We start from the raw sequence: 19,407 nt of genomic DNA on the forward strand, positions 1-19,407 counted from the left end.
GCCAAAGTAAAGAAAAAAGCACTGGCTTTCCTATATTTGTCCACATAAGCATATCGCATGAAACATTTTTTTGGATTTTTAAAAAGCAAGACCTTTCTCATACAATTGGGCCTAGCGGTCGTGGCCACAGTGCTTTTGGTTTTTTTGGCGTTGCAATGGCTTAAAAGTACCACCAACCATGGCGAGTTTGTGGAGGTGCCCGATTTTTCCAAAATGTCGGTAATGGATATGCGAAAAGCTGTTGAAGAGGCCGGATTGCGATATCAAGTGTTGGACTCCTCCAACTACAATCCGGATTACCCAAGGTTTTCCATCTTGGATCAAGACCCTCCCGCGGGAAACAAGGTCAAATCCAACCGAAAAATATATTTCACCGTGAATCCATCTGGGTACAAAAAGGTGAGTGTGCCGGATATCATCCAAGTCACCCAACGTAACGCCGCCTCCATGTTGAGGGCTGTGGGATTGGATGTGGAACGTGTTACCTACATTGACGAATTGGGTAAAGACATGGTCTACAACATGAAGTTTAAAGGGAAATACGTGAAACCCGGGGACAAGTTGCCCAAGACCTCCAAGGTAGAACTCATCTGTGGCAACGGAACCATTCCCGGTAGTGCCCGCGTACAAGCAGATTCGCAATAGTCATGGACGATTCGGACAACCAAGAACTTTCGCAGGAAGACCTCTTTGAGCATCACAGGTTTGTGGCATCAAAAGGCCAAGACCCTTTGCGTGTGGACAAGTTTTTGATGAATTTCATTGAAAATGCCACCCGAAATAAAATTCAACAAGCCGCCAAGCAAGGTCATATTTGGGTAAATGGTACCATAGTAAAGCAAAATTATAAGGTAAAGGCAGGGGATGAGGTCAAGGTGATGTTTGAGCACCCCCCGTATGAATTCCTCTTGACCCCAGAAGATATTCCTTTGGATATTGTCTATGAAGATGACTCCCTTTTGGTGGTGAACAAGCCGGCCGGCATGGTGGTGCACCCCGGTCATGGTAACTATTCAGGTACCTTGATCAATGCCTTGGTCCATCATTTTGACAATCTCCCCAATAATAGTTCGGAACGTCCCGGACTGGTGCACCGTATTGACAAAGATACTTCTGGGTTATTGGTCATTGCCAAGACCGAGGCGGCCATGACCCATTTGGCCCAACAGTTTTTTGAAAAGTCCAGTGAACGCGAGTATGTAGCCCTGGTATGGGGCAATGTGGAAGAAGATGAGGGAACCGTTGAAGGGCACATTGGTCGAAACCCCAAAAACCGACTACAGATGGTGGTTTTTCCTGAAGGGGATGAAGGCAAGGAGGCCGTGACCCATTACAAGGTGCTGGAACGTTTGGGCTATGTTACCTTGATTGCTTGCAAACTGGAAACGGGACGTACCCACCAGATACGGGTCCATATGAAATACATTGGCCATACACTCTTCAACGATGAGCGTTATGGAGGAGATAAGATTTTGAAAGGAACCACTTTTACCAAATACAAACAGTTTGTGGAAAACGCCTTCAAGACCCTTCCCAGGCAGGCCCTTCATGCCAAAACCTTGGGGTTTGAGCATCCCAAGACCGGGGAGTTTATGCGTTTTGAATCTGAATTGCCCCAAGACATGGTCAACTGTATAGAAAAATGGCGCGGATATGCCAAGCACCATGAATCATAGGTTACCTCAATCTTAAGATTGATAAACCCCATGGCCGTAAGGCGAAAAAAAGGAAAATCCTCGTTATTTTTACGGAAAATTAATTTCCATGAAAATTGTTATTTCTCCGGCCAAGTCGCTTGATTTTGAAACAGCATTGCCCACATCACAATATACACAACCCCAGTTTTTGGAGCAGTCCGAAAAGCTGAACGCCATCCTGAAAAAAAAGAAGCCAAAAGCCTTATCGCAATTGATGTCCATTTCAGATAAGCTTGCCGAGTTGAACTGGGAACGCAATCAACAATTTTCACCTCCGTTTACCCCGGAAAATGCCAGACCGGCCGTATACGCTTTCAATGGAGATGTTTACCAAGGCTTGGATGTCTATACCCTGCCAGGGAAAAAGCTTGACAAATTGCAGGATACCTTGCGGATTTTATCGGGACTCTATGGGGTGCTGAGACCTTTGGATTTGATTCAACCCTACCGGTTGGAGATGGGCACCCAATTGAAAATTGGCCGTAAAAAGAACCTGTACGAGTTTTGGAAAAAAGAGCTTACCGATCATCTGAACGGTGAATTGGAAGATAATGAGCTGTTCATCAATCTGGCCAGTAACGAGTATTTTGGCGCTGTGGATGAAAAGAAACTCAAGGTGCCGGTCATCACCCCAATTTTTAAGGATTGGAAAAACGATAAGCTCAAGGTCATTAGCTTTTTCGCCAAAAAAGCCAGGGGATCCATGGTACGGTATATTATAGACAGCGATGCCAAAACCTTGGAAGACCTTAAAGGTTTTGATCATGATGGCTATACGTTCAGCGCGGAGCATACCCTAAAGGAAAACCAACCCGTATTTGTGAGATAAGGCTTGTAAGGCCTTGAAAAGTTCCTTTTTTTTGGATAGGATACTACCAAGTGTTAAGTTTATGGAGCACATCTCCTAAATTGTGATACGCTTAAATTTAATCCCAAGGTTTGTCATTTATCACGACCTTTGGGAATTCAATCAAATTAAATAGAAAAATACCGAAATTACATGCAGCAGTCCAAACGGTTAGAAGAATTTAAAAAATCGGTTACCAATAAGTTCAATATTTACAACAGCCTCTTTTTGAGCCTACCCTACAAGAATGTGGAAAATGTGGGGATGCTCATTCCACTTTTACTGGATCAATGTGAAAAGGGATTGAAGGCTGGAAAAGATCCCCAAGAAATTTTGGAGGTCTTTTTTACCAATTTTGCTGGAATTGAGGATGAACAGGAGCGATTGGATTTGATGTTCCGCATCATCCAGTATGTAGAGCGCCAAGTGGTATTGTACGATAGTGTTGAGGATTCTGCTTTTCCCGAGCTTCAAAAATACAGCAACTCATTGACCATTAAGGACTATTTTGAGTTGGTCAACCGTACAAAGAATTGGGACAAGGCCTCCAAAAAGCTGTCTACCTTTAGTGCGAGGATTGTACTCACGGCCCACCCAACCCAGTTTTATACGCCTGCCGTTTTGGATATCATTGCAGAATTACGTTCGCTTATAGACAATGATCGCATTTACGATATTGATGTGACCTTGCAGCAATTGGGACTTACTTCTTTGGTAAATGCCAAGAAACCCACTCCCTTGGATGAGGCCAAGAATATCATATACATTTTACGGAATACCTATTACGATGCGGTTGGAGAACTGTACCAATATGTGAAGCGTAATATTAGGGATGCCGAATTTGAGAACTATAACATTATCAAACTGGGCTTTTGGCCCGGTGGTGACCGTGATGGAAACCCTTACGTGACTGCGGATATAACCCGCAAGGTTGCAGATGAGTTGAGGCTCACCCTTATGAAGTGTTATTACAATGAGCTGAAGGATTTAAGAAAAAAGCTGACGTTCAAGGGGCTTCAAGAAGACATCAACCAGCTTAGCGAAAAGCTGTACAATGCCATGTTCAATGCCGATGTGCATATCGCCTATGAAGAGGTCATACAAAGTCTCTATAGCATCAGGGAAAAATTGGTGGCAGAATATCATGAGCTGTATTTGGACCGCTTGGACCATTTGATTGATAAGGTGCATATCTTCAAGACACATTTTGCCACTTTGGATATCCGTCAGGATCATAGCAAACACAAGTTGGTCATAGAAACCATATTGAAGCAACAAGGTGCTATCAAGGAAAATCTTGAGGAGCTTCGGGAAGAGGAATTGGTACAATGGCTGCTTCACAAGGACTTGCAACTCAACCCCAACGATTACGACGAGGAGATTGTAAAAGATACCATTCTGAACATCCAACAATTAAAGGATATCCAGAAGAAGAATGGGGAAGAAGGCTGTAATCGGTATATCATCAGTAACTCCGAGGATATTTTTGCCGTTCTGTTCGTGTTCGGTCTATTCCGATGGAGCGGTTGGGATGAAAAGGACATCACTTTTGATATCATCCCTTTATTCGAGACCATGAAAGGGATGGAAGCTTCGGAAGAGGTAATGCAGACCTTGTTCCAGATTCCAAAATATAGGGAGCACTTGGAGAGACGAAATGAGACCCATACCATTATGTTGGGCTTTTCGGACGGCACAAAGGATGGGGGCTACCTCAAGGCCAACTGGTCCATTCTCAAGACCAAGGAAACCCTGAGCAAGGTATGTAAGAAGAATGGGATTAAAGCCATTTTCTTTGATGGTAGGGGTGGACCACCGGCGCGAGGAGGAGGAAAGACCCACAGGTTCTATGCCGCCCAGACCAAGGATGTGGCCAACCATGAGATTCAACTTACCATTCAAGGTCAGACCATAACCAGTACCTATGGTACCAAAGAGCAGTTCAAACACAATTCCGAACAGTTGCTCACCGCTGGTCTGCGCAATAACCTTTTTGGAAAGGAGCACACCATTACGGCGGCCCAACGCAAATTGATAGAGGAACTTTCAGAATTGAGTTTCAACAAATACGATGCATTGAAACAGCATGAAAAGTTCATTCCGTATTTGGAGCATCGCAGTACTTTAAAATATTATACCAAGGCCAATATTGGTAGTAGACCCGGCAAACGGGGGAATAAAAAACAACTCACCTTATCCGATTTACGTGCCATCTCTTTTGTGGGGTCTTGGAGCCAGTTGAAACAGAATGTCCCTGGCTATTTTGGATTGGGGACGGCCATTCAACAACTGAAACAAGAGGGCAAGCTCAACGAAATCAAAAAATTGTACAAGGAGGTGCCATTTTTTAGGGCGTTGATGCACAACAGTATGATGTCCTTGGCCAAAACCAATTTTGACCTGACCAGCTACATGAAGGAAGATCCAGAGTTTGGTGAGTTCTGGGACATTCTGTACAGTGAATTCCAATTGTCCCAAAAAATGCTACTTCAGATTTCCGGACAAAAGATTTTGATGGAGGACGAAGAGGTTTCCAGGGAATCCGTTAAGATCAGGGAGAAGATTGTATTGCCTTTGTTGGTCATTCAACAAAATGCGTTGTACCACATCACCCAAAACTCGGAATTCAAGGAGTTGTATGAAAAGATAGTGACGCGATCACTATACGGTAACATTAACGCGAGTAGGAACTCGGCCTAAGGCTTAGCCCTTTTTTGGGTTCAAAATATGGAGTATTGAATTCAAAGCCATTTCTGCATACCCATCCTTATGAGCCCTTCCTGTTTCCAGAGGCCACGAAATTGATTGTGGGCACTTTGCCACCACCGCGTTTCACTACTGGGGAATTAAGACCGGAGGATGTGGATTTCTGTTACGGAAGCTGCAATGGGCAGTTATGGCCCATTTTGGACCGTATTTTCAATTTGGGACTCCAATATGAAACCACCGTAGAAGCTATTGAACAGCGTAAAACCTTCTTGTTGGAACAGGGAATAGGGGTCTGTGATATTGTCCATAGTGCGGAGCGGGAAAAAATAGATGCCTCGGATTTGGGGATGCAGAACGTGGTACTTCGGGATATGTTGGGGTATTTACGACAATACCCCAATATTGAAACCCTTTTGTTTACAGGCGGGAACAGTAAGAATGGTCCGGAATACTTTTTCAGGAGACTATTGAAAGAACACAATTTAAAATTGAAAGTAATATCCAATGAGGTGCCAAGAATTCATGAGCTGGAATTGCCTGTCATTTCAAGTTCATTGTCAGTTTGAGCGCAGTCGAGAACTATTAAGACGGTATCCCTGACAGCTCCTTCTGGGGCGGCTAACCGAGCTGTAGGCAGCTTACTCCTGTACAAACAACTTAAAAATAAGAACCCTGAATTCAACACGGTTGATTTCAGGGTCATGCAGTATAGGGAGTTTTTTAGTCCATCTTAGTGGTAAGTATCCCATAAAAAGTCTTGATGCCGTACGCTAACTGCCCAATTTTCAAGTTTTCATTGGGACTGTGCTGGTTGTTGTCCGGGTTTACCATGGGAACAATGAATGCGGGAATCTTCAATTCGTTGATAAAGGGGGCAATGGGGACTGTTCCTCCCGTGGTCCGGATTTGAATGACATCCTTTCCAAAAGTATCCTTTAAAGTATTCACTAAAAACTGGCCATAGGGGTTGTCCAAATCAGTTCGGAAGGCATCGGTGACACTTTCTTCGGTCACTGTGACCACTTTTTCATGGGCCATTCGTTCCGCCTTGGTGGGTATGTGGTCCAAGACCTGATAGCCTTGTTGGGCAATATGGTCTTTCACCAATTTCTTCAGCCGATTACCGTCAGTTTCCACTACCAAACGAAGGTCAAGCTCTGCTGTGGCACTTTCCGGAACAATGGTTCGGGCTTTTTCCCCGATCCAACCCGACCCCATCCCACGGATGTTCAAAGAGGGATATTGCAAGGCCTCTTGGTAAAAGCCACCTACTTGTTCAGCAGATTTGAACTGTAGTTTATCCGAAATCTCCGCATCGCTATCCGGTACACTCTTTAATATGGCCATGGTGGGCTCATCTATGGAGATGCCATCATAATATCCAGAAATGGTCACTTTGCCATGGGCGTCTTTCATGCTGGCCAGCAACTGGGCCAATTGAAAGCCTGGATTGGGTGCATAATTCCCATAATGGCCACTATGTTGTGGCTTTACCGGGCCATAGGTGGTTAGGGTAAGTGTGGTTATGCCGCGACATCCATAGACCACAGTAGGGTCTCCTGAAGCATGTACAGGACCATCGGCAATGACCAAGAAATCGGCCTCCAGCAATTCACGATATTGTTTTACGGCCTTGGGTAAAGGTTTACTGCTTTTTTCTTCCTCACCGTCCAAAATGACCTTGACGTTAAACGGAATTTGTGCCCCTTCTTTTTTAAGCAGGTCGATGGTGTTCAACAACATGACTATGGGCGATTTGTCATCCGAAGTGGAACGCCCAAAAAGTCGCCAGTCATAGTTGATGTCATCATCCAATTCATCAAAAGAAACCGTCTTGAACCCATCCCCATCCGGCGCCTTCAATACAACTTCATACGGATTGGGCTGGTCCCATTTGGAAGGGTCCACGGACTGCCCATCAAAATGCATATAGATGAGCATGGTAGGTTTATCATCTTCAATGGGTAAAGCCGCAAAGAACAAAGGCATGTTTTCGGTTTCCAACACTGCGGTGTTAAAGCCACGCTCACTGAATTTTCGCTTGAGCCAAAGCACATTGTCATCAATGTCATCGGCATTTAGGGCGTCATTGGGAATGGAAATGAAATCCCTAAGCTCTGTAATGGCTTGGGCCACTTGACTTTTTATGGTCACTTCATCTTGTGCAAAAACAGAAAAGGAGCATATGGTAAAAAGGAAAAAGACAGCTTTTTTCATAGTAATTCTCGGGTTGTTTTTTGAACACGAAAATTAACGAATTTGATTTACAAAATCACCGATTTGCTCAACTCCATTTTGGGTCAAGTGTTTGATGAAGGCCGAACCAATGATTGCTCCTTTGGTATTTTTGGTGGCTTGATCAAACGTTTCGGAATTACTGATACCGAAGCCCACAATTTGGGGATTGTTCAGTTCCATGGAGGCAATACGATTAAAATATTGGGTCTGTTCGGTCCCAAAACCCGATTTGGCCCCAGTGGTGCTCGCAGAGCTCACCATGTAAATAAATCCGTCCGAAGCCTTGTCAATGGCCCTAACCCGTGCCTCACTGGTTTGGGGGGTGATCAAAAACACATTGATCAATCCATATTTTTTAAAGATAGGTTCGTATTCCTCTTGGTAGACATCCAAGGGCAAATCAGGCAAAATAAGCCCATCAATTCCTATTTCCTGACATTTTTGACAAAAGGCCTCCACCCCGTATTGAAAAACCGGATTGAAATAGCCCATGATGATCAAGGGAATGGAAACGGTTTCCCGTATATCCTTGAGTTGCTCAAAGAGCAGTTCGGTATGCATCCCATTTTTTAGGGCGATGGTGGAACTTTCCTGAATGGTAGGTCCATCCGCCAAGGGATCGCTAAAGGGCAATCCAATTTCAATAAGGTCCACCCCGTTTTTCTCCAGATCCTGGATGACTTTTACGGTATCGTTCAACTGGGGATAACCCGCAGTGAAATAGATGGAGAGAATCTTTTTATCCTCTTGTAGTTTTTGTTTGATTCTGTTCATGTTAAGCTTTGTTTTTGTCATTCCGCACCTGATGCTGAGTCCATTTTCAATCTAGCATTGGATTCCTGCTTTCGCAGGAATGACATTGGTCCTTATAGGTTGAAATAATCAATATAATTCTGTAGGTCCTTGTCGCCTCGTCCGGATAGGTTCACCACAACAATGTCGTCCTCTTTGAACTTTCTATCCTTAAAAATGGCGAGTGCGTGGGACGATTCTATAGCGGGAATAATGCCTTCCAATTCACAAAGTCCCAATCCTGCCTTCATGGCCTCATCATCGGTAATGGAAATAAATTCACCTCTTCCCGAAACATATAGATGGGCATGCAGTGGTCCAACACCTGGGTAGTCCAGTCCGGCGGAAATGGAGTAAGGTTCCGTGATCTGCCCATCCGCTGTTTGCATCAACAAGGTCTTGCTGCCATGAATGATCCCTACTTTACCAAGTGCTGAGGTGGCGGCACTTTCCCCGGAATGGATGCCTTTCCCGGCAGCCTCAACGGCAATGATGCCTACCTCAGGTTCATCCAAATAATGATAGAAGGCTCCCGCGGCGTTGCTTCCACCTCCCACACAGGCCACTACATAATCTGGATTTTCACGACCTTCCTTTTCCTGAAGCTGGGATTTGACCTCTTCAGAAATCACGGACTGAAACCGGGCCACCATGTCTGGGTAGGGGTGGGGTCCCACTACCGAACCGATAATATAATGGGTGTCCACCGGGTTGTTGATCCAATCCCGGATGGCCTCGTTGGTAGCATCCTTCAAGGTTCTACTGCCCGATAGTGCCGGACGTACCTCGGCTCCCAACATTTTCATGCGGGCCACATTGGGGGCTTGTCGGGCAATATCAATCTCACCCATATACACCACACACTTGATGCCCATCAGTGCACAGACGGTGGCTGTGGCCACTCCATGCTGACCGGCGCCTGTCTCGGCAATGATTCGGTTTTTGCCCAATTTTTTGGCCATCAAAATCTGACCAATGGTGTTATTGACCTTGTGTGCCCCAGTATGGCACAAATCTTCCCGTTTCAGATAGATTTTGGTGTTGTATTTTTCGGAAAGGCGTTTGGCAAAATAGAGTGGAGTGGGCCGGCCCACATAATCCTTCAACAATTGATGGAATTCTTCCTGAAAGGAAGGCTCCGCCATGATACGGAGGTAGTTTTGCCGGAGTTCCTCGCAATTGGGGTAGAGCATTTCTGGGATATAGGCACCCCCAAACTCACCATAATAGCCCCTTTCATCAGCATGATACGTCATTCGTTATTGGTTTTAAGTTGTAAATGGTCGTTGAGCGCTTCTTGGAACGCTTTCAATGACGCTATGTTCTTTAGTCCAGGTTGAGTCTCAAATCTACTGTTGACGTCGATGGCGTAACAGTATGTGGAGGCCGGACTGTTCATGAATTCTTTCAATTTTTCCACGGATTCCAAACCAATGCCCCCACTTAAAAAGAAGGGTTTGGTAGATGGATAGTTTTCCAAGATGGACCAGTCAAAGGTGTAGCCATTCCCACCGGGCAGTTTGCCTTTGGTGTCGAACAAGAAATAATCGCATACCGCTTCGTAATCTTTCAAAATGGAGAAATCAAAATCGTCCTTGATGGAAAACACTTTGATGATTTCCATACTTGTCAGGTCGAGCGTCCCGAAGGATTTCGAGAAGACCTCATTTTTATCGGATACTTTTTTATTTCTCGACTGCGCTCGAAATGACAAAAAGTTGGATTTTAATTCCTCGCAATAAGCAACACTTTCCTTGCCATGAAGTTGTACGGCATCCAATTGATATGGTGCAACTTTTTCCAAAACTTCATCCAAAGGGGCATCCACGAACACCCCTACTTTTTTGATGGATTTGGGTACATTGGGCATGTTGCCTTCAAAAAAGCGTGCAGAAGGTTCCCAGAAAATAAAACCCAGATAGTCGGGTTGCAATTGGGACACCTCTAGGGGGTTTTGGTTCATTCCGCAGACCTTTAGTTTCATAGTTTGCTTTTTTTGTCATTCCGATATGAGCGAAGTGATTGAGGAATCTCAGATCAGATTTCTCACTTTGATTTCGACTGCGCTCAATCTGACAGTTCGAAATGACCTTATCTATTTAATTCATTTATAAATTCCTTTGCACTCTTTCCGGGATCATCCGTTTTCATGAAATTCTCCCCGATCAAGAAACCTTGGTAACCATAGGTCCGGAGGTCCTTTATGGCTTCTACCGAACTGATGCCACTTTCAGAAACCTTTACAAAATCGTTGGGAATCTGTTCCGAAAGGGATTTGCTGGTCTCCAAACTTACGTCAAAGGTTTTGAGGTTCCGATTGTTTACCCCAAGCATGTCCAGACTGGGCATGATGGATTTTTGCAGTTCCTCTTCATTGTGTATTTCCAAGAGCACATCCAAGCCCAGACTTTTTGCCATTTCCGAAAAGGATTTGATTTCTTCCCGGGTCAAAATGGCGGCAATGAGCAAAATCACATCGGCACCATAAGCCTTTGCTTCCAATATCTGGTATTCGTCAATAATGAACTCCTTGCGAAGCAGGGGAATGTTCACCGCAGCATGGGCCAAGATCAAATCGTCCAAAGAGCCTCCAAAATATTTGCCATCGGTCAAAACCGACATGCCGCATACACCGGCCGTTTCATACCCCATGGCCACATCCTGTACATTCAGACTTTGGTTGATGACCGATTTGGAAGGTGAACGTCGTTTGTGTTCCGCAATGATTCCCGTGCTACTGTTTCGCAAGGCAGCGGCCAAGGAGACGGAGGTATGTTCCATCAATACGGATTGTTCCAATTGTGAGGGAGTGATCAATGATTTTTTTAAATCGACCTGCTTGCGTTTATCGGCTACTATTTTATCTAGAATGTTCATAAGTTGTTATTTGTCATTTAGAAATGAACGAAGTGATTGAGAAATCTTTTTTGTAGAGATGTCTCACATTCGTTCGACATGACAGCTAGTTTTTACTCAATTCCTGCAATTTTTTCAAAGCTTCCAATCCCTTACCGCCCAACAGAGCTTCTTTGGCTTTTTCAAAACCGGCCTTTGGGGTGATGCTTTCCACGGTGGCGATGGCCACTCCGGCATTGGCGCAGACCACATTGTTCTGTGCTTCGGTACCTTTACCGTTCAATACATCCAAAAATATCTGTGCCGATGCAGCAATATCCTCACCTCCGGTGATCTCTGATTGTGAAATTTTGGTCACACCAAAATCCGCAGGGGTCAACATGCTTTCTGAGTTGTTTGAAATGGTTTTGGTGTCTCCAGTCAAGGAAATTTCGTCATACCCATCCAAGGCATGGAGTACTGTGAACTTTTTATCGGTGTTCTGATACAGGTAGCCGTACATCCGTGCCAGTTCCAAATTGAACACACCCACCATCTGGTTTTTAGGGAAAGCGGGATTTACCATGGGCCCCAACATGTTGAAAAAGGTCTTTACAGCGAGTTCCCTTCGGATGGGGGCCACATTTTTCATGGCGGGGTGGAACAAAGGGGCATGCAGTACACAGATACCCGCTTCCTCAATGGATTTCTTTAAGAAATCGGCCTCATTGCTGAATTTGATGCCCAAAAATTCCATGACATTACTGCTTCCACATTTTGAGGAAACCCCATAATTACCATGCTTGGTCACTTTTACTCCGGCTCCAGCTGTTACAAACGAAGCCAGTGTAGAGATATTGAAGGTGTCCTTACCATCCCCGCCCGTTCCGCACAGGTCGATGGGGTCGTAATCGGATAGATCCACGGCCAAGCAAAGTTCCAAGAGGGCATCCCGGAAGCCTTCCAGTTCCTCAATGGTGATGCTTCGCATCATATACACGGTAAGGAATGCCGCAATTTGAGAGGTGTTGTAATCACCCTTGGCAATGTTCACCAAAATCTGTTTGGCCTCTTCCTTGGGCAGTATCTCGTGATTGATAAGTTTATTTAATGTCTCTTTCATCTTCTTTGCTTGTTATTCCTGCGAAGGCAGGAATCTATTTTTTTGAATCATTTTGGATTCCCACTTCCGCGGGAATGACATAAACAATCAACTGTTTAACCAATTTTTTAGCATTTGTTTTCCTTCTGGTGTGAGTACAGACTCTGGGTGAAACTGCACGGCGGTCACATCGTACTTTTTATGGCGAAGCGACATGATCTGTCCGTTTTCATCCACCGATGTGGCTTCCAGTTCCTCGGGTAGATTGGAGTCCACCACCCAAGAATGGTATCTTCCCACTTGGAGTTCTTTGGGCAATCCTTTATAAATGGGGTCGTCTTGGGTCACTGTGATGGTGGTGGCCACTCCGTGGTATACCTGATCGAGGTTGATCAAGCTCCCTCCAAACACTTCACCGATGGCCTGTTGCCCCAGACAAACACCAAAAATTCGCTTGGTAGGGGCATAGGTCTTGATGATTTCCTTGAGCAGTCCGGCTTCATCTGGAATCCCGGGCCCAGGAGACAATACTATAAGGTCAAAGGGTTCCGCTTCATCCAAGGTAAGCTGGTCGTTCCGTTTTACAGTAACCTCACAATCCAAATCTTCCAAATAGTGCACCAGGTTATAGGTGAAGCTATCGTAGTTGTCTATCATTAAAATCTTTCTTCCCATGATCAGATGGTTTCTGCAATTTCAAGGGCTTTGTTCAATGCGCCCAGTTTGTTATAGGTTTCTTGTAGTTCGTCGTCGGGGTTGGATGCAGCCACCAATCCTGCCCCAGCTTGGTAGTGCAGCTCATGGTTTTTGCTCAAAAAGGTGCGGATCATGATGGCATGGTTAAAATTACCCTTGAAATCCATAAAGCCAATGGCACCTCCATAATACGCCCGACTTGTTTTTTCATACTTTTCAATGAGTTGCATGGCCATATGCTTGGGTGCACCGCTCAAGGTTCCCGCAGGGAAGGTATCGGCCACCACTTTCATGGTGGTGATGTCCTGCTTTTTTTCCGCAGTCACCTTCGATACCAAATGGATTACATGGGAGAAATATTGCACCTCCCGATAGGTGTCCACATTTACGGTATTTCCATTGCGGCTAAGGTCGTTTCGAGCCAAATCCACCAACATCACATGCTCGCTATTTTCCTTATCGTCCTGGGCCAATTGTTTGGCCAGTTCGGCATCTTTTTCATCGTTTCCGGTACGTTTGTAGGTGCCGGCAATAGGATGGATTTCGGCTTTGCCGTCCTTTACGATCAATTGTGCTTCGGGCGAGCTGCCAAAGATTTTAAAGTTGCCATAATCAAAATAGAAGAGGTAAGGGGAGGGGTTGATGGAGCGTAGCGCACGATATACATTGAATTCATCCCCTTTGAATTTTTGGATAAACCTTCGGGACAAAACCAATTGGAACACATCGCCGCGTTGACAGTGTTTTTTGGCCAGTTCCACATGGGCCTTGTAGTCTTCATCTTTCAGGTTGGATTTGGGTTCGCCTTCTTTGATAAAATTGTAGGAAGCAAAGTTCCGAACATTGAAAAGTTGTTCTATCTCATCCACATTGCTTTGGGTTTTGTAGCAATGGGCAAAAAGATAGGCTTCGTTCTTAAAGTGGTTTATGGCAATGATGTTCTGATAAACGGCATAGTAGATATCCGGAATGCTGACGGAATCCTCTTTTTTCGAGATCTCCACATCCTCAAAATAGCGGACCGCATCGTAGGCCATATAGCCAAAAAGCCCATTATTTATAAACTTGAACCCGTTTTGGGTCACCGAAAATTGCTGCCCGAAGTTGTGTATCACCTCAGTGACATCGGTTTCGGGTGTGATCGGGGTAATATCTTTGGAGCCATCGGGAAACCGTTGGGTTATGGTTTCGTTCTCCACTTTGATGTAGGCAATGGGATTGCAGCAGATATACGAAAAACTGTTGTCGTTGGCATGGTAATCGCTACTTTCCAAAAGGATGCTGTTGGGAAATTTGTCCCTAATTTTCAGGTAGACGCTCACCGGGGTAATGGTGTCTGCCAGGATTTTTTTGTAATGTGTCTCGAGGGTGTAACTCATGTTGATTCTATAAATTAAAAAAGGCCTGTCGTGATGACAAGCCTCTTGTATGATTATAATGGGGACTTAGCTCACGACTTTCGAAGTAAGTTGATCCACCACCAAGTATTTGCAATTCTGTGATTCATTGCTTCAAATATAGAAAGGAAAATTTAACCAGCAAACAAAGATTTGTTTTAAAATTGGAAATCCCGTCCAAGACAGTCTCAAACGGGATTTCCACACACTAAACAGGAGCTGATTACATCTGTAGATCAACTACTAAATCAAATTCGTCATAGATCAATTTGTCTTTGGCTGTTCCAATGATTCCCGATCCGTATTTTACATCGTATTTGGTCCTGTCAATTTTTAAAGTGGCAGTGGCCTTATCTCCGTAAATGGATACATCAAAGGTAACGGGCTTGGTAATGCCCTTAATGGTTAGATCACCGGTAACTTCATAGCTATTTTTTCCCGAGGATTTTACTTTGGTGAACACCAATTTTGATGTGGGGTTGCTGTCAGTGGCAAAAAAATCTGCAGAGCTCAAGTGCCCGTCCAGTTTGTTTTTATAATCACCTTCGAGGTCAGTGGTGTTTATGGAGGTCATGTCTACCACAAACTCACCACCAACCAATTTTTCGCCGTTGAACTCCAAGGCACCGGATTGCAATTTTACGGTCCCGGTATGGGAACCGGCAACTTTATAGGCTTTCCAGGTTACACTGCTTTCTTCGGCCTTAACGGTTTTGGTTTCCTTTTCAATGGGGTTTGCCATTGCGGATGCACCGATGATTGTGGTCAATACCAAGCTTAAAACTGTCTTTTTCATGATTGTGTTTAATTTTTGTTTTTAACTATTACGATTATATATGGGTGAATAATTCCTCTTTTGATTTTCTGACCTTTGGCAGATTTTGGGTCTGATCTTCTTCGGACCTATAGCCCACGGCCAAAACCACAGCTGCATTAAGGTCCTTATCAGTAAGGCCTAAGATTTTGTTGTACTCTTCGGGTTGAAAACCTTCCATGGGACAGGTGTCTATTTTTAGCTCCGCTGCAGCCTGTAGGGCATTACCCAAGGCAATGTATACCTGTTTTCCTGCCCAGCTGGCCTTCACATCCGTGGGTAGACCCACTAAGTTGGATTTCATCATTTCGGCGTAGCCATTGAGGCCATCCAACGGAATGTTCCTTGTATCACTTAGGTTGGTGATGAAATCATCGACCAGTTCCTCGCCAAAATCTGTTGCATGGGCAAAAACAATCAGGTGCGATGCATCCGTGATTTGGGATTGGTTCCAAGAAACAGGTTTCAATTTTTCCCGAACCTCTGGGTCGGAAATCACGAATACATGGTAGGGTTGCAATCCGTAGGAAGAGGCGCTCAAACGCGTGGCTTCCAATAGACTGTTCAAATCTTGATGCGATATTTTTCTTGAGGCATCAAATTTTTTGGTGGCGTAGCGCCAGGTCCTATGTTCTAAAATGTTGCTCATCTGTATTTAAAATTTATCCAAAAGGAGGTTTAATTGTTCCAGTTCTTGTTTGGTAAAATGTTGAACGATATCATGCTCGGCTTCGGCCACTACTCTGTCCATTTTGGAAAGTACCTCCGAACCACTTTTGGTGATCAGGATTTCAACCTTACGCCGGTTGGACGGGCATACATTGCGATCAACATACCCCTTGGCCAACAACTTGTCCACCAAACGTGTGGTATTGCTCATCTTGGTCACCATGCGCTCATTTAAGGTGGATAGGTTGGCGGGTTTACCTTTCTGTCCCCTTAAAATCCGCAGTACATTAAATTGTTGAAGCGAAACCTCAAAAGGCTTTAAAGCATTTCCCACATGTTCATATATTTTGTTGTGAATCAGGGTGATGTGAATCAACGTTCGCGTCTCCAACGGCATTTTCTTGGCTGTCTTTATGATTTCCTCAACATTCATGTATAAACAATATTTGTATATACAAATGTATGTTGAATTTTTGTTTCTACCTTTGGTGTCACCGATAAATTTTTGTTAAAACAAAAGGAACGGCAGTGGCAACATGTAATTTTATAGGGTTAAAATGCAGGTAATGAATGGATTAAAGTTTTTAGGGGTGATTCTTTTGGGATTGATGATAGGTTGTGGCAACAAGACGGAACCCAATACATCTGATAATACTTTGGAGACCGAAGCGCATATCGAAGTAAAAACGGGACAGGAAGAACCCGTAAAATTTCCCGTGTATAGCTTCGAAGATTTTGAGCCTCTTTTACATCAAAATGATGATAAAACCTATGTGGTGAATTTTTGGGCCACGTGGTGCAAACCCTGTATTGCCGAGATGCCCTATTTTGAGCGTATCCATGCCGAGCAAAAGGATAACAATGTGGAAGTATTGCTCGTGAGTTTGGATATGCCCGGGATGTGGAAATCGCGTTTGGAACCTTTCGTGGAAGAAAAAGGGATGAAATCCAAAGTGGTCATTTTGGATGACCCCAAGCAAAATGAATGGATTCCCAAAGTCTCGGAAGATTGGGGTGGGGGAATACCGGCTACCTTAATATATAATAAGGACAAACGTACCTTTTATGAAAAAGGCTTCACCTATGAGGAATTGAATGAGGAGTTGGAGAAATTTTTAAATTAAGTATCATAAAAGCTCATCAACTTTCAGAAGTGTAAGAAGAAGTCAGTCAAAAAAAATATACGCATCTAATCCGGGGTAACGCTCCGGATTTTTATTTTTGCAGTATCTAAACCTATAGTAAAGATGGATTTATCACAAGAAGAGTGGACAGAGCAATTGGAAAATGATGACAAGGCCGTTATTTTGGATGTCAGAACCCCCGAAGAAATTGAGGAAGGGTATATTCCAGATGCCATTAAGATAGATATTTATTTGGGCCAGGAATTTATAGATGAACTGGAGAAATTGGACAAGTCCAAAAACTATTACGTGTACTGCAGATCGGGTAACCGAAGCGGGCAGGCCTGTGCCATTATGAACAGCATTGGCTTTGAGAATACGTACAACCTTGAAGGAGGTTTTATGGACTGGGAAGGCGAAATTGCCGAGTAAAACCCTATGCAACTACCGGAGGTCATAGAGGAACTGGAGAGAAACCGCAAGGTTTTTAGGGAAACTATGGCCCATTTGCCCCATCCACTTATCCATTGGAAACAGCGACCCACAGATTGGTCCTTGTTGGAAATTATCTGCCATTTGGTGGATGAGGAAAAAGAAGATTTTAGAGTTCGGGTGGATCATACCCTACAGCATCCAGATGATCCCCTTACCTCCATTGACCCGGTAGGATGGGTCACAAAACGGGATTATGGTGGGCAGGACTTCCAGAATAAAGTGGAACAATTTGACAAGGAGCGGCAAATATCCATCGCATGGTTAAAGACCGCTACCGACCTCAATTGGGATAATTCCCTATACCATCCTGAGTTGGGTACCATGTCTGCCCGTTCCTTTTTATATAATTGGTTGGCTCACGATTACCATCATATTCGTCAAATCAATCGCATCAAGTATCAATTTTTAAAGCAAAATTCAGGGGATTCCTTGACATATGCTGGAAATTGGTAGGTATTTTTCTATATTGCTCCTATGAAGGAAGACTTGCTCCATTACATATGGGGGCAAAAAAAGCTTCATGGAAGACAACTTACCTCAACTGCCAACGAAGCCATACGCATTAAGGCCCCGGGAGTCCCAAATCAGTATGCGGGTCCGGATTTTTTCAATGCCAGAGTGGAAATCGGTTCGCAAGCCTGGGTGGGCAATGTGGAAATCCATCTGAAATCATCGGATTGGTATGCCCATCATCATGAGATCGACCCCAACTACAATAATGTTATTCTACATGTGGTTTGGGAGGATGATATTTCGGTATTCCGAAAGGATGGATCTCAAATCTGCACCTTGGAACTCAAAAAGTATGTATCCGAAGCACTTTTAAACGGGTATCAAGACCTGTTGGAAAACGCAAAACCCAAATTCATCAATTGTGAAAAGGATTTGGGGGGAATCGATGCTTTTTTGGTAGATAATTGGCTTCACCGGCTTTATATTGAGCGGTTGGAGCAGAAATCCGATTTCATTTTTAAACTCCTGCAAGAATCCAACAACGATTGGGAAGGTGTGTTGTTTACCCTATTGGCCAAGAACTTTGGCACCAAGGTCAACGGGGATTATTTTTTGCAACGGGCACAAAAATTGGATTTCTCCGTGGTTAGGAAGACCAGTGATGAGGTGGAGCAATTGGAAAGTTTGTTATTGGGGCACTTTGGACTCTTGGAGGGAATAGACTGTATGGACCAATACTTTATCCGACTCAAAAAGGAATATCAGTATCTGGCCAGAAAATTTGAATTGTCCCCAGTGTTGTCCCGACCGGAATTCTATGGACTGCGACCGCCTAACTTTCCAACGATACGGGTGTCGCAATTGTCCCATTTGTACGCAAAACAACCCAATGTTTTTGCCCATCTCATGGAATTGGAACAGCTGGAAGACTTTTACCGAGCCTTCGATGTAGGTGTTGGACCCTATTGGAAAAACCATTTTACCTTTGGTAAACTCTCCAAGGAGAGCCCCAAAAAGCTTACTAAAAATTTTATTGACTTGCTGATCGTCAATACCGTTGTTCCTTTAAAGTTTTGCTATGCAAAGCATCTTGGGATGGATATCAATGAAAACCTTATTGCCATGGTCTTACAGATCCCTACGGAAAAGAATGCCATCATGGATGGGTTTGGCAACTTGGGGTCCCCTACCAAAAATGCACTGGAAAGTCAGGCCAAAATTCAGCTTTACACCCAGTACTGTTCCAAAAATAAATGTCTTCAATGCGCTTTGGGCGTGCATTTATTGAATAGAAATACATAATTTTAGCCATGGCTTTATTTTACGACACGCTATACTACTTCCAAAAAAGAGGTTTTGAAGTCTGTAGACGGATTGCCGAGCGTTTGGGCATACGCGCCCGGGTGGTTCGCACCACGTTTATCTACCTGACCTTTGTTACCTTGGGATTTGGATTTGCCCTCTACCTATTTATTGCATTTTGGTTGAAGATCAAGGATTTGGTCTACACCAAGAGAACCTCAGTTTTTGATTTGTAAC

20 protein-coding genes and 1 pseudogene are annotated in these 19,407 nt (G+C 44.1%); 10 read left to right on the forward strand and 11 right to left on the reverse strand.

The genetic code is table 11. From position 1 onward, the window contains the following. Nucleotides 1–57: 57 nt before the first annotated feature. From ACPD8L_RS16545 to ACPD8L_RS16565, 5 genes and pseudogenes are all read left to right on the forward strand, one after another. Nucleotides 58–645 carry a PASTA domain-containing protein gene (locus tag ACPD8L_RS16545; RefSeq protein ID WP_116217501.1) on the forward strand — a complete coding sequence of 196 codons (588 nt, stop codon included), beginning with the start codon at nucleotides 58–60 and terminating at the stop codon, nucleotides 643–645. 2 nt (nucleotides 646–647) lie between these two features. After that, a complete protein-coding gene (locus ACPD8L_RS16550; protein WP_293302482.1) occupies nucleotides 648–1,676 on the forward strand; it encodes an RluA family pseudouridine synthase in 1,029 nt (342 codons plus the stop codon). Nucleotides 1,677–1,764: 88 nt separating this feature from the next. Further along, nucleotides 1,765–2,526: a peroxide stress protein YaaA gene (yaaA, locus tag ACPD8L_RS16555; protein ID WP_293302479.1), complete on the forward strand. Its 762-nt coding sequence runs from the start codon at nucleotides 1,765–1,767 to the stop codon at nucleotides 2,524–2,526. Nucleotides 2,527–2,697: 171 nt separating this feature from the next. Beyond that, nucleotides 2,698–5,244: a phosphoenolpyruvate carboxylase gene (locus tag ACPD8L_RS16560; protein WP_423944709.1), complete on the forward strand. Its 2,547-nt coding sequence runs from the start codon at nucleotides 2,698–2,700 to the stop codon at nucleotides 5,242–5,244. 35 nt (nucleotides 5,245–5,279) lie between these two features. Then, a pseudogene (locus tag ACPD8L_RS16565) lies at nucleotides 5,280–5,987 on the forward strand (uracil-DNA glycosylase family protein). Here ACPD8L_RS16565 and ACPD8L_RS16570 read toward each other — a convergent pair. The 11 genes from ACPD8L_RS16570 to ACPD8L_RS16620 all read right to left on the reverse strand — a co-directional run bounded on the left by ACPD8L_RS16570 (nucleotide 5,974) and on the right by ACPD8L_RS16620 (nucleotide 16,229). After that, complete coding sequence (locus tag ACPD8L_RS16570; protein ID WP_423944711.1) at nucleotides 5,974–7,470, reverse strand: M20/M25/M40 family metallo-hydrolase; 1,497 nt, start codon at nucleotides 7,468–7,470, stop codon at nucleotides 5,974–5,976. The pseudogene ACPD8L_RS16565 and the gene ACPD8L_RS16570 overlap by 14 nt on opposite strands. A 33-nt stretch (nucleotides 7,471–7,503) precedes the next feature. Continuing rightward, nucleotides 7,504–8,265, reverse strand: coding sequence for a tryptophan synthase subunit alpha (gene trpA, locus ACPD8L_RS16575; RefSeq protein WP_423944713.1), 762 nt, complete (start codon nucleotides 8,263–8,265; stop codon nucleotides 7,504–7,506). A gap of 92 nt (nucleotides 8,266–8,357) precedes the next feature. Further along, nucleotides 8,358–9,539 (reverse strand): tryptophan synthase subunit beta, encoded by a 1,182-nt coding sequence (gene trpB / locus ACPD8L_RS16580; RefSeq protein ID WP_423944716.1) that lies wholly within the window; start codon nucleotides 9,537–9,539, stop codon nucleotides 8,358–8,360. Continuing rightward, on the reverse strand, nucleotides 9,536–10,267 hold the full coding sequence (locus tag ACPD8L_RS16585; RefSeq protein WP_423944719.1) for a phosphoribosylanthranilate isomerase: 732 nt from the start codon (nucleotides 10,265–10,267) through the stop codon (nucleotides 9,536–9,538). Before ACPD8L_RS16585 ends, trpB begins: the two co-directional genes overlap by 4 nt. A 107-nt stretch (nucleotides 10,268–10,374) precedes the next feature. Beyond that, entirely contained in the window at nucleotides 10,375–11,160 is a 786-nt protein-coding gene (trpC, locus tag ACPD8L_RS16590) for an indole-3-glycerol phosphate synthase TrpC (protein WP_423944721.1), read from the reverse strand. Nucleotides 11,161–11,245: 85 nt separating this feature from the next. Continuing rightward, nucleotides 11,246–12,241: an anthranilate phosphoribosyltransferase gene (gene trpD / locus ACPD8L_RS16595; RefSeq protein ID WP_423944724.1), complete on the reverse strand. Its 996-nt coding sequence runs from the start codon at nucleotides 12,239–12,241 to the stop codon at nucleotides 11,246–11,248. A gap of 87 nt (nucleotides 12,242–12,328) precedes the next feature. Then, nucleotides 12,329–12,895: an anthranilate synthase component II gene (locus ACPD8L_RS16600; RefSeq protein ID WP_421808910.1), complete on the reverse strand. Its 567-nt coding sequence runs from the start codon at nucleotides 12,893–12,895 to the stop codon at nucleotides 12,329–12,331. Between the two features lie 2 nt (nucleotides 12,896–12,897). Continuing rightward, nucleotides 12,898–14,295, reverse strand: a complete 1,398-nt coding sequence (locus tag ACPD8L_RS16605) for an anthranilate synthase component I family protein (protein WP_423944727.1) — start codon at nucleotides 14,293–14,295, stop codon at nucleotides 12,898–12,900. Nucleotides 14,296–14,536: 241 nt separating this feature from the next. Next, complete coding sequence (locus ACPD8L_RS16610; RefSeq protein ID WP_423944729.1) at nucleotides 14,537–15,109, reverse strand: YceI family protein; 573 nt, start codon at nucleotides 15,107–15,109, stop codon at nucleotides 14,537–14,539. A gap of 34 nt (nucleotides 15,110–15,143) precedes the next feature. Then, nucleotides 15,144–15,776, reverse strand: coding sequence for an NAD(P)H-dependent oxidoreductase (locus ACPD8L_RS16615; protein WP_423944732.1), 633 nt, complete (start codon nucleotides 15,774–15,776; stop codon nucleotides 15,144–15,146). Nucleotides 15,777–15,782: 6 nt separating this feature from the next. Beyond that, nucleotides 15,783–16,229 (reverse strand): MarR family winged helix-turn-helix transcriptional regulator, encoded by a 447-nt coding sequence (locus ACPD8L_RS16620; protein WP_421808915.1) that lies wholly within the window; start codon nucleotides 16,227–16,229, stop codon nucleotides 15,783–15,785. Nucleotides 16,230–16,362: 133 nt separating this feature from the next. On the opposite strand from ACPD8L_RS16620, the gene ACPD8L_RS16625 reads away from it, so the two are divergent. The 5 genes from ACPD8L_RS16625 (at nucleotide 16,363) to ACPD8L_RS16645 (ending at nucleotide 19,406) form a co-directional block, all read left to right on the forward strand. Next, on the forward strand, nucleotides 16,363–16,920 hold the full coding sequence (locus ACPD8L_RS16625; protein ID WP_423944736.1) for a TlpA family protein disulfide reductase: 558 nt from the start codon (nucleotides 16,363–16,365) through the stop codon (nucleotides 16,918–16,920). Nucleotides 16,921–17,043: 123 nt separating this feature from the next. Beyond that, nucleotides 17,044–17,352, forward strand: coding sequence for a rhodanese-like domain-containing protein (locus tag ACPD8L_RS16630; RefSeq protein ID WP_116217519.1), 309 nt, complete (start codon nucleotides 17,044–17,046; stop codon nucleotides 17,350–17,352). Nucleotides 17,353–17,358: 6 nt separating this feature from the next. Next, nucleotides 17,359–17,868, forward strand: a complete 510-nt coding sequence (locus ACPD8L_RS16635; RefSeq protein WP_423944739.1) for a DinB family protein — start codon at nucleotides 17,359–17,361, stop codon at nucleotides 17,866–17,868. 21 nt (nucleotides 17,869–17,889) lie between these two features. Then, nucleotides 17,890–19,170, forward strand: coding sequence for a DUF2851 family protein (locus ACPD8L_RS16640; RefSeq protein WP_423944742.1), 1,281 nt, complete (start codon nucleotides 17,890–17,892; stop codon nucleotides 19,168–19,170). An 8-nt stretch (nucleotides 19,171–19,178) separates the two neighbouring features. Next, complete coding sequence (locus tag ACPD8L_RS16645) at nucleotides 19,179–19,406, forward strand: PspC domain-containing protein (protein WP_116217522.1); 228 nt, start codon at nucleotides 19,179–19,181, stop codon at nucleotides 19,404–19,406. Nucleotide 19,407 lies beyond the last annotated feature (1 nt).

Source organism: Flagellimonas algicida (genome assembly GCF_049629585.1).
In the GTDB taxonomy this organism is placed as follows: domain Bacteria; phylum Bacteroidota; class Bacteroidia; order Flavobacteriales; family Flavobacteriaceae; genus Flagellimonas.

Coding starts and splice junctions, on each gene's coding strand:
- ACPD8L_RS16545 (WP_116217501.1), top strand. CDS start 58: ATGAAACATTTTTTTGGATTTTTAAAAAGCAAGACCTTTCTCATACAA.
- ACPD8L_RS16550 (WP_293302482.1), top strand. CDS start 648: ATGGACGATTCGGACAACCAAGAACTTTCGCAGGAAGACCTCTTTGAG.
- yaaA (WP_293302479.1), top strand. CDS start 1,765: ATGAAAATTGTTATTTCTCCGGCCAAGTCGCTTGATTTTGAAACAGCA.
- ACPD8L_RS16560 (WP_423944709.1), top strand. CDS start 2,698: ATGCAGCAGTCCAAACGGTTAGAAGAATTTAAAAAATCGGTTACCAAT.
- ACPD8L_RS16570 (WP_423944711.1), bottom strand. CDS start 7,470: ATGAAAAAAGCTGTCTTTTTCCTTTTTACCATATGCTCCTTTTCTGTT.
- trpA (WP_423944713.1), bottom strand. CDS start 8,265: ATGAACAGAATCAAACAAAAACTACAAGAGGATAAAAAGATTCTCTCC.
- trpB (WP_423944716.1), bottom strand. CDS start 9,539: ATGACGTATCATGCTGATGAAAGGGGCTATTATGGTGAGTTTGGGGGT.
- ACPD8L_RS16585 (WP_423944719.1), bottom strand. CDS start 10,267: ATGAAACTAAAGGTCTGCGGAATGAACCAAAACCCCCTAGAGGTGTCC.
- trpC (WP_423944721.1), bottom strand. CDS start 11,160: ATGAACATTCTAGATAAAATAGTAGCCGATAAACGCAAGCAGGTCGAT.
- trpD (WP_423944724.1), bottom strand. CDS start 12,241: ATGAAAGAGACATTAAATAAACTTATCAATCACGAGATACTGCCCAAG.
- ACPD8L_RS16600 (WP_421808910.1), bottom strand. CDS start 12,895: ATGGGAAGAAAGATTTTAATGATAGACAACTACGATAGCTTCACCTAT.
- ACPD8L_RS16605 (WP_423944727.1), bottom strand. CDS start 14,295: ATGAGTTACACCCTCGAGACACATTACAAAAAAATCCTGGCAGACACC.
- ACPD8L_RS16610 (WP_423944729.1), bottom strand. CDS start 15,109: ATGAAAAAGACAGTTTTAAGCTTGGTATTGACCACAATCATCGGTGCA.
- ACPD8L_RS16615 (WP_423944732.1), bottom strand. CDS start 15,776: ATGAGCAACATTTTAGAACATAGGACCTGGCGCTACGCCACCAAAAAA.
- ACPD8L_RS16620 (WP_421808915.1), bottom strand. CDS start 16,229: ATGAATGTTGAGGAAATCATAAAGACAGCCAAGAAAATGCCGTTGGAG.
- ACPD8L_RS16625 (WP_423944736.1), top strand. CDS start 16,363: ATGAATGGATTAAAGTTTTTAGGGGTGATTCTTTTGGGATTGATGATA.
- ACPD8L_RS16630 (WP_116217519.1), top strand. CDS start 17,044: ATGGATTTATCACAAGAAGAGTGGACAGAGCAATTGGAAAATGATGAC.
- ACPD8L_RS16635 (WP_423944739.1), top strand. CDS start 17,359: ATGCAACTACCGGAGGTCATAGAGGAACTGGAGAGAAACCGCAAGGTT.
- ACPD8L_RS16640 (WP_423944742.1), top strand. CDS start 17,890: ATGAAGGAAGACTTGCTCCATTACATATGGGGGCAAAAAAAGCTTCAT.
- ACPD8L_RS16645 (WP_116217522.1), top strand. CDS start 19,179: ATGGCTTTATTTTACGACACGCTATACTACTTCCAAAAAAGAGGTTTT.